Annotated in this window: 6 protein-coding genes; 3 read left to right on the forward strand and 3 right to left on the reverse strand. The window is 73.2% G+C overall.

Going from position 1 to position 8,849, the window contains the following annotated elements:
* Positions 1-114: 114 nt before the first annotated feature.
* Positions 115-2,934, reverse strand: a complete 2,820-nt coding sequence (locus tag ABEA26_RS21805) for an SUKH-4 family immunity protein (protein WP_345594642.1) — start codon at positions 2,932-2,934, stop codon at positions 115-117.
* A 7-nt stretch (positions 2,935-2,941) separates the two neighbouring features.
* On the reverse strand, positions 2,942-3,967 hold the full coding sequence (locus tag ABEA26_RS21810) for an SMI1/KNR4 family protein (RefSeq protein WP_345594644.1): 1,026 nt from the start codon (positions 3,965-3,967) through the stop codon (positions 2,942-2,944).
* A 398-nt stretch (positions 3,968-4,365) separates the two neighbouring features.
* Between ABEA26_RS21810 and ABEA26_RS21815 the strand changes: the two genes are divergently transcribed.
* Together ABEA26_RS21815 and ABEA26_RS21820 are read left to right on the forward strand one after the other, a co-directional pair.
* Complete coding sequence (locus ABEA26_RS21815; RefSeq protein WP_345594645.1) at positions 4,366-4,941, forward strand: YwqJ-related putative deaminase; 576 nt, start codon at positions 4,366-4,368, stop codon at positions 4,939-4,941.
* 89 nt (positions 4,942-5,030) lie between these two features.
* The gene (locus ABEA26_RS21820; RefSeq protein WP_345594647.1) at positions 5,031-5,525 is read left to right on the forward strand and encodes an SUKH-3 domain-containing protein; all 495 of its coding nucleotides are present in this window, start codon (positions 5,031-5,033) and stop codon (positions 5,523-5,525) included.
* Between the two features lie 22 nt (positions 5,526-5,547).
* On the opposite strand, the gene ABEA26_RS21825 is transcribed toward ABEA26_RS21820, so the two are convergent.
* Entirely contained in the window at positions 5,548-6,870 is a 1,323-nt protein-coding gene (locus tag ABEA26_RS21825) for a sensor histidine kinase (protein WP_345594649.1), read from the reverse strand.
* A 398-nt stretch (positions 6,871-7,268) separates the two neighbouring features.
* Here ABEA26_RS21825 and glmU point away from each other — a divergent pair, with 398 nt between their 5' ends.
* Positions 7,269-8,717 carry a bifunctional UDP-N-acetylglucosamine diphosphorylase/glucosamine-1-phosphate N-acetyltransferase GlmU gene (glmU, locus tag ABEA26_RS21830; RefSeq protein WP_345594651.1) on the forward strand — a complete coding sequence of 483 codons (1,449 nt, stop codon included), beginning with the start codon at positions 7,269-7,271 and terminating at the stop codon, positions 8,715-8,717.
* The last annotated feature ends 132 nt before the right edge of the window (positions 8,718-8,849 follow it).

An 8,849-nucleotide genomic window follows, 5' to 3' on the forward strand; every position in this document is an offset into this window, starting at 1 on the left:
ATGGATCGGAAGTAAGGCCTCATAATGCGACACACCGCATGGAAAGGGCGGGGCCCGGTCGCCTCACAGGTCGACCGGGCCCCGCCCGTCGGTCACGTCAGCGGCGACGCCGCCTCACAGCAGCCCGTCCCACATCTGCTCCAGCAGCACCGACCACCAGCTCTCCGGCGACCCGAGCGCCGCCGGGTCCAGCGCGGCCAACTGCGCCTGGAAGTCCACCGTCCAGCGGCCCGCCTGCTCCTGGTTCAGACCGAACCTGAGCCGCCACATCCGGCCCAGCAGCGCCAGGCAGCGCGCGAACTCCGGCAGCCCCGTGTTCACGAACTGCGGCGGCACCGGCGCACCCCCCGGCCCCGCCTCCACCGGCACCGCCACAATGGCCGCCGTGCCGTACTGCACACAGATCGCCCGGCCGAAGTCACTGCCCACGACGAGGTACGAACCCGCGTCCGAGGCCGGCTGCACACCCCGCTCGGCCGCCAGCTCCGCCAGCGTCGGCACCGGACGCCCCGGCTGGGCCTGCGCCCAGAAGAACGGGCCCATGTCCATCGGCAGACCCGCCGCCACCAGCGTGTGCGCGACGACCGGCGGCACACCCTGCCGGGACACGGCGGCCTGCTCGAACCGGAAGACACCCGGACCGAACGCGCCGCCCAACTCCTGCCCGATGGCCTCCGGCGGAACCGGCGGCGCCGGCTGCACCTGCGGGAGCGGAGCACGCACCGGCGCCGGACGGGCCGGCCCGTCGGCCACCTGGTGCAGCTCGCCCTGATGCGCCAGCAGCTGTCGCATACCCTGCTGCCGACTCGCCTGATCCGTACCGTACGGCGCGATCGAGGTGATCCGCGCCTGCGGCCACTGCTCCCGGATCATCCGCGCGCAGTACGCGCCCGGCAGCTCGCACGACTCCAGCTCCGTGTGCAGCTCCAGCACCTGGTCCGGCGGCACGTTCATGGCGCGCAGTTCGTGGAAGATCTGCCACTCCGGGTGCGGCGTACCCGGCGCCGAACGCCGGATCAACTGCTGCTCGGAACCGTCCTGAGCGCGGTAGCGCAGCACCGCCTGGTAGCCCGGGCCGACGGTCGGCAGGCCGGACGGCTGCTGCTGCGGATAGCCGTACGCCGGCGGCCGACCGGGCACCGGCCCGCCGGGCGGCGGCACGGCACCGGGTGGCATGGGCGGCTGTGCCGCACCCGGGCCACCGGGGACGCCCGGAGCGCCCGGGACACCCGGAGCACTCGGCGGCGGAGGCGTGCCGGGGCCGCCCGCCGGAGGCCCGGCCAGCACGGTCTGCGCGTAGTGCACGGCACCGCCCGCACCCCCCGAAGAGCCCTGCGGACCGGGCGCCCCGGGAACGCCAGGAGCGGCGGGAGGCGGCGGCGCGCCCGGACCACCGGGCCCGCCCGCGACGCCAGGAGCACCGGGAACGCCTGGAGCCCCGGGCGGTCCCGGAGGTCCCGGAGGTCCCGGCGGTCCCGGAGGCTGGGGCGCACCGCCGCCCGTCCGGCCCGGGTCGGCCAGCATCGTGGCGGCATGGTGCATCCCGCCGGGGGGCGTCCCACCGGGAGCACTCGGCGGGGGCGGCGGAGGCGGCGTACCCGGCGCACCCTGACCGGCCGGAGGCTGCGGCGCACCCGCCGGGGGCGGTGTACCCGGACCGGCCGGACCGCCGGGACCGGCCGGACCTCCGGGACCGGCCGGACCTCCGGGACCGGCCGGACCTCCGGGACCGAGCGACGACACCAACTGCGTAGGCACGTAACCGCCCGCCGGCGCGCCTGGCGCCCCCGGCGCCTGAGGCCCCGTCGGCGGAGGCGTATTCCCCGGCCGCGCGCCCGGAGAACCCGGCGGAGGCGGCGGAGGCGGCGTGGTCGAACCCCCGCCACGGCGTGGCGGAGGCGCCGCCTTGCTGGTCACGGCGTCGGCGATGTCCCCGGCGTTCGGCGCGAGCGGCCGGGCCGGCGTGGCGGACTCTCCCGGACCGGCGGGCGGCTGCGAGGCGGGCGGCGTCGGCGGTGCGGGCGGCGGAGTACCCGCCCCCGCGGACGCGGCAGGCGCGTTCGGGCCGTCGATCGCCGGCGCGAACGCCGTCGGCGGAAGCCCGCTGCCACCCGACATCAGCGCCGTCTTGGCGTCCGGCCTCGCCGAGGGCGGCGGCCTGTCGTCGTCCGAGCCACTCAGCGGCGGCGCGAACACGGTCTGGGGCAGCGATACGGAACGGTCCTCACCGGCGTCCGCGTTGGTGTCCGTCCCCGCCCAGGGCGTCGCCCCGGCGGGCGCACCCGGCGCACCGGACGCGCCCGTGCCGGAGCCGCCGGCACCACTCGACCCGGCGGCGGGCCACGCCGCACCGCCCCCCTGCGCGTCCACCGAAGCAGCGGGCGCCTCGGGAGCCGCAGGGACCCCTGGGGCCCCCGAGGCTCCGGAAGCCGACGGCGCGCCGGCCTGCGTCCCGGGAAGCGCCCCAGCCCCAGCACCAGTTCCAGCACCACCACCGGCACCGCTGGTGTCACCACCGGCACCGGCACCGCCGTCGTGATCCCCCCGCCGCCGATCCGGAATGCCCAGCTTGTCCGCCGCCTCCTGCAGCCACTCCGGCGGAGTCAGCAAGAACGACGTCTGGTTCAGGTCCACCCGCGCCGCAGGAGCCGGCGCGGGGTCCACGGCCTCGTCGGGACGGCCGTACTCCTCCTCGTACCGGCGGATCACCTCACCCACCGGCAACCCCGGCCACAGCGTGGCCTCACCACTGTCCCGCGCGAGCACCAGCCGCTGCGCACCCCCGTCCGAACGCGGCCCGTCCGCACGGTCCTCGGCCCACACCACGAACCCGAGCTCGAACTCCCGCACCCGCACCTCACGGTGCTGGTACGCCGGCAGCTCGCCGTTGACCCACTCCTCCGCGCGCTCCTGCGCCTGCGCGAACGTCACCATCGTCAGCTCACTCCCCTACCGACGCCGACGCCACGGGCATCGCACGCGCGAACCCGCCGTCCACCATCAGGTTCGCCACCGTCTCCAGCTCCGGCGGGGACCCCGCCAGCCTCGACAGGAACGCGTCGAAGTCATCACCGCACGGCAGCAGCAACCGCTCCACGCGATCCGCCGGCGGCCACGACGGGTCCACGTCCCGCACATCGTCGTAGGCGCAGAACCACACCGAGCCGATCCGCTCGCCCTTCACCTTCACCGCGAGCAGACCGCCCTGGACGAAGGCGACGCACAGGTAGTCCTTCGTCAGATGGTCACGCAGACACTTGTTGACATAGACCAGGTCGTTGACGGCCGCCTCCTCACGCACCGTGAAGAACGGCTGGTCGACCAGGAGCCCCAGCTCCGCGTCCAGCGCCGTACCCACCGGCGCGCAGCCACCCGCCGCCTTCAGGAACGACCGGTACGCACCCGGCAGCCGGTACCCGAGGTCCTCCTCGACCTCCTGTACCTGCTGCTCCGACACGGCCACACCCGACTTCGGCAGACCGAAGTGCGCCGGGCGCGTCTCCTGCAGGGGCCGCGTCCCGCGCTTGCCCTGGTCCACCGCCGCCGTCGCGATCCCGCCGTGGTGGCGCAACAGCGCCTTCACCTCGACCGGGACCAGCTCCATCCGCCGCGCCCCGGCCACGTGGTGCCACGTCCAGCCGTGCGGCGTCGCCACCGCCGGCACCGTGTCCCACAGCTCGTGCCCCGACGCCGACAGCGCGGCGTTCGCCGACACGTAGTCCGTCAGCCGCAGCTCGTCGACGCCGAATCCCTCCGGCGGGTCCGCGATCTCCGCGATCGCACGGGCGTACGGCGAGAAGACGGGGTAACCACCCTCGTCCACCCGTACCCCTCTCGGGTGACGCGCCGCCCGCACCGGATCCGGGAAATGTACGACCTGCCCGGCATAGGCCGCGTTCGGCGGCGCGGCGTGTCCCCCGGCCTGGCGGCCGGGAGGTGCCCCCAGCCCGAGCCGACCTGTCGTCATGGCGGTTGCCCCCTGCGGCGTCTGTCTGATCTGGGTCTGTGATCTGGGTCTGTGTGACCTGGATCCGTGTGACCTGGATCTCTGTGATCCGGGTCGTGATCCGGGTCTGTCTGGAACTGTCCGGAACTGCCTGCACTGTCCGCTCACCGCACGCGATTCACCGCACGCGATTCACCGCACGCGCTCGCGGTGCCGACAGCCTATGCGGTACGACGGGACCGGTCACCGGCGCCGGACCCCGCACCCGACACCCGCCCCTCCACTTACGTGACCAGCCGTCACCCTCCCGTGACGCAACGCCCACCCCCGGGCGTGTCACCCCGCCCCAGCTTCCCCGGCGGCCACGGGATTTGGCACTCTGTGACCTTCGGGGGGATGCTCAGGAGGGGAAGATGATCATGAGTGCGACACAGGCGGGGCCCCACACGGGGCGGTCCGACGACCCCCGCGGCGGCGGTCCCCGCGGCGGCCACCCACACGGCAGCGACCCCCGCGGCGGCGACCCCCGCATCGGCTGGAGCGCCACCGAGACCCTCCACGCCCCCGCCCTCCAGCACCGGCGCGACGGCATCCTCCCCACCGTCGCCGCCGCACTCTCCGTCCGCGGAACCACCCTCACCGGCACCCCCATCCGCGCCGACGCACCCCCGGCCCTGCACCACCTCGTGCAGGACTTCCTCGACACCCTCACCAGCGGCCAACGAGACCGTTACACGGGCCGGTGCGCCGAAACCATCCTCATCTCACGGCACCTGGCCACCGCCGACGCCGCCCGCAGCAAACGCGCCGCCCGAAAACCCATGACCAACGGCGAAGCCCGCAAAGCGCTCAAACACGCCAAACTCACCACCCGCCGCATCCGCGAGGACGGCGACCCCCTCCACGGCAGCTTCGCCACACCGTGCCGCGCCTGCACCGCCCTCAGCGCCCACTTCGGCGTCCGAGTCGTCGACCCGACGGCGAACGACGACTGACCCCCGGCACCCCAAGCCGACGAGAACCACCCCGAGCCACACCACACGGCACGGCACCACCGGGCCGACCGAAACGAACCCAAGGGCAGATGCACGCCGACCGCACCTCCACCACCCGCTTCCCCGTCCCCGTCGACGCCGCCCTGCGGGACGCCGGCTGGCAACCCGGACGCTGGGACATCAAACAGGCCGAGATCTGGGCCGACACCCTGCGCGCGCACACCTCACCCGCCGGACACCGGCACACCGTCTTCCCCGCCGCGGTCGAGGCCTGGGCCGAATTCGGCGGCCTCCACATCGCCCCCACCGGCCCCGGCCGCCAGATCGCCCCCGCCACCCTGCACCTGGACCCCCTGCACGGCCTCCACCTGGCCCGCACCCTCGGCGACCTCGGCCGTGCCCTCGACACCCGGGCCTGCCCGCTCGGCGCCGAAACCGACAGCCAGGCCCTCATCGCCATCGACACCGAGGGCCGCGTCTACGCCCTCGACCACACCGGCGACTGGTACCTCGGCCCCACCATCGACCAGGCCCTCGCCACCCTCGTCGGCGGCACCCAGCCGACCCGCCTCACCACGGGCTGACGGCCGCTCACCGAGCCCCCGGCTACGACGAAGCCGGAATCACCGCCGACACCCGGAAACCCCCCGCGTCCGTCGGCCCCGACACGAACACACCCCCCAGAGCGGCCACCCGCTCCTTCATCCCCACCAGCCCGTTGCCACCCGACGGCAACCGCGCCGACGACGCCGACGACACCTCCGGCGGCGGCTCGTTCTCCACCTGCATCGCGACCTCCGACACCCGGTGCGCCAGCCGTACGTACGTCTTCGCGCCCGCCGCGTGCTTGTGCACGTTCGTCAACGCCTCCTGCACCACCCGGAACGCCGTCTGCTCCACCTCCGCCGCATACGACCGCTCCTCCCCCTGCACCGACAGGTCCACGGCCATCCCGGCCGCCTCCGACTGCCCGATCAGCTCACCCAGCTCGGACAGAGACGGCCCTTCGGCGAGCCGCTCACCGTCACCCGCGGCCCGCGAGGCCGCCGCCGCGGCGGCCACCCCCACCGCGGCCAACGGCACCGAAGCCCGCTCCGCACGCACACCGGCCCCGCCGCTGCGCAGCACCCCGAGCATCTCCCGCAACTCCGTCAGCGCCTGCCGCCCCATGTCCCCCACCAGCGCGGCGTTCTTCACCGCCTTCTCGGGATCCTTCCGGGCCACCGCCTGCAACGCCGCAGCGTGCACCACCATCAGACTCACCCGATGCGCGACCACGTCGTGCATCTCCCGGGCGATCCGCGTCCGCTCCTCGCCCCGCGCCCACTCCGCGCGCTCCTCCGCGCGTTCGGCGAGCAACTGCAGCTCCCGCTCCAGGCTGTCCGCCCGCTCCCGCAGACTCTCCATCAACCGCCGCCGCTGCCCCACGTACAGGCCCAGCAGCAACGGCGGCGCGGTCGCCCCCACCGACATGGTGATCGCCGCGAACGGCAGGACCCAGTCCCCGAACCCCATGTCCTCCCGCACCATGTCCTGCCGCACCCGCACGAACGTCACGATCAACGTCCCCAGCATCGACATCCCGGCCAGCGAACCGATGATCCGCCGCGGCAGCTCCGACGCCGCCAGCGTGTACAGGCCGACGATGCCCATCAGGAAGCCCATCTGGGCCGGCGTGATGGCGATCGCCACCAGCACGACCGCGATCGGCCACCTCCGCCGCACCACCAGCACCGAGCCGGCCAGCAACCCGAAGACGATCCCCACCGCCCACGGAATCCCGGCGTCCCGCGCGAACGGAACCCCCTCCGCCGCGCACTCCAACGCGGACACGGCGGCGAGGCTCACATCGAGCACCGCACCGCGCCGCCTGTCCCACCACCAAGGCCCACCCCGGGCCGATACGTGGTCTTCCCCCGTCGTGGTCATAGCCTCCAGCCTACGGGCGGCGGGCAGCACATTTCCGGCGACTTTCGACAAGCGATACGACGCGATACCCCTCGTCCTTCCCGACCGCCCACCCGTGCCCCACCAAGCGGGGATTGAGTGCCGAGTTGTACCGTCGCACGGAAGGCACCCGGTACGGCATAGTGTTGGGTGCCGACTCGGCGACCTGACGGAATGTCCGGTCGACGAGTTTCATCCCCCATGGTGTAATCAGGCAGCACTGAGGGTTTTGGTCCCTTAAGTTCAGGTTCAAATCCTGATGGGGGAGCTGCGGCTTCCGGGCCCTGACATCTCTGTCGGGGCCCGCACTCATGTCCCCCACGAATCACCCCGGTATCCTGCGGATGTCCACCCCCACCCCCTCAGCCGAAGGGCATCCCGTGAGCGCCATTCGCCCGGCCGCCGTCGTCGTTCTCGCAGCGGGTGAGGGCACCCGTATGAAGTCGGCCACACCCAAGGTCCTGCACGAGCTGTGCGGCCGGTCCCTCGTGGGGCACGTGCTCGCCGCCGCCGGTGAGCTGGACCCGGAGAACCTGGTCACCGTCGTCGGGCACGCCCGCGAGAAGGTCACCGCGCACCTCGCCGAGGCCGCCTCCGACGTGCGCACCGCCGTGCAGGAGCAGCAGAACGGCACCGGGCACGCCGTGCGGACGGGGCTGGAGGCGCTGGGCGGCGCCGTGGACGGCACGGTCGTGGTCGTCTGCGGTGATACTCCGCTGCTCACCGGCGGGACGCTGCGGGCCCTCGCTGCCACGCACTCCGCAGACGGGAACGCCGTGACGGTACTGACGGCGGAGGTGCCGGACGCGACGGGGTACGGCCGGATCGTGCGGGACGGGGCCTCGGGTGCCGTGACCGCGATCGTCGAGCACAAGGACGCCTCCGAGTCGCAGCGGGCGATCCGTGAGATCAACTCGGGTGTCTTCGCCTTCGACGGGCGGCTGCTCGCTCAGGCGCTGGGGAAGGTGCGGACGGACAACAGCCAGGGCGAGGAGTACCTCACCGACGTGCTCGGGATCCTGCGCGAGGCCGGTCACCGGGTGGGCGCGTCCGTGGCCGGCGACCACCGGGAGATCGCGGGGATCAACAACCGGGTACAGCTCGCCGAGGCCCGCCGGATCCTCAACGACCGGTTGCTGACCGAGGCCATGCTGGCCGGCGTGACGGTCGTGGACCCGGCGACGACGTGGGCCGACGTGACGGTGACGTTCGAGCAGGACGTCGTCGTGCACCCGGGCACGCAGCTGCTCGGTTCGACGCACCTCTCCGAGGGCTGCGAGGTCGGGCCGAACTCCCGGCTCACGGACACCCGTGTCGGGGCCGGCGCCCGCGTGGACAACACGGTCTCGACCGGTGCAGTGGTCGGCCCGGAGGCGACGGTGGGTCCGTACGCGTATCTGCGTCCCGGTACCCGGCTCGGATCGAAGGCCAAGATCGGTGCGTACGTCGAGACGAAGAACGCCTCGATCGGCGAGGGGACGAAGGTTCCGCACCTCTCCTATGTGGGTGACGCGACGATCGGCGACCACACGAACATCGGTGCCGCGAGCGTGTTCGTGAACTACGACGGGCAGGACAAGCACCACACCACCGTCGGCTCGCACTGCCGTACGGGTTCGGACAACATGTTTGTGGCTCCTGTCACGGTCGGGGACGGTGCCTACACCGCCGCCGGCTCGGTGATCACGAAGGATGTACCTCCCGGTTCGCTGGCCGTGGCCCGTGGCCAGCAGCGGAATATCGAGGGTTGGGTGGCTCGGAAGCGTCCGGGCAGCGCGGCGGCGAAGGCGGCCGAGGCGGTGTCCCGGGAGGCCGGTGGCGAAGGCTGACCGGAAACCGGCGCGCCGAACACGGCGTACCGTGATAAGTGCACATCCGCACCCCACCAGCTGAGACGCCCTCCCGCACCCAGCCGGAAGAGCGTCCGTGACGTTCAGCTGCGAAACCTCTGAGGAGAAAGT

It is taken from the genome of Streptomyces marokkonensis (assembly GCF_039539045.1).
Classification (GTDB): domain Bacteria; phylum Actinomycetota; class Actinomycetes; order Streptomycetales; family Streptomycetaceae; genus Streptomyces; species Streptomyces marokkonensis.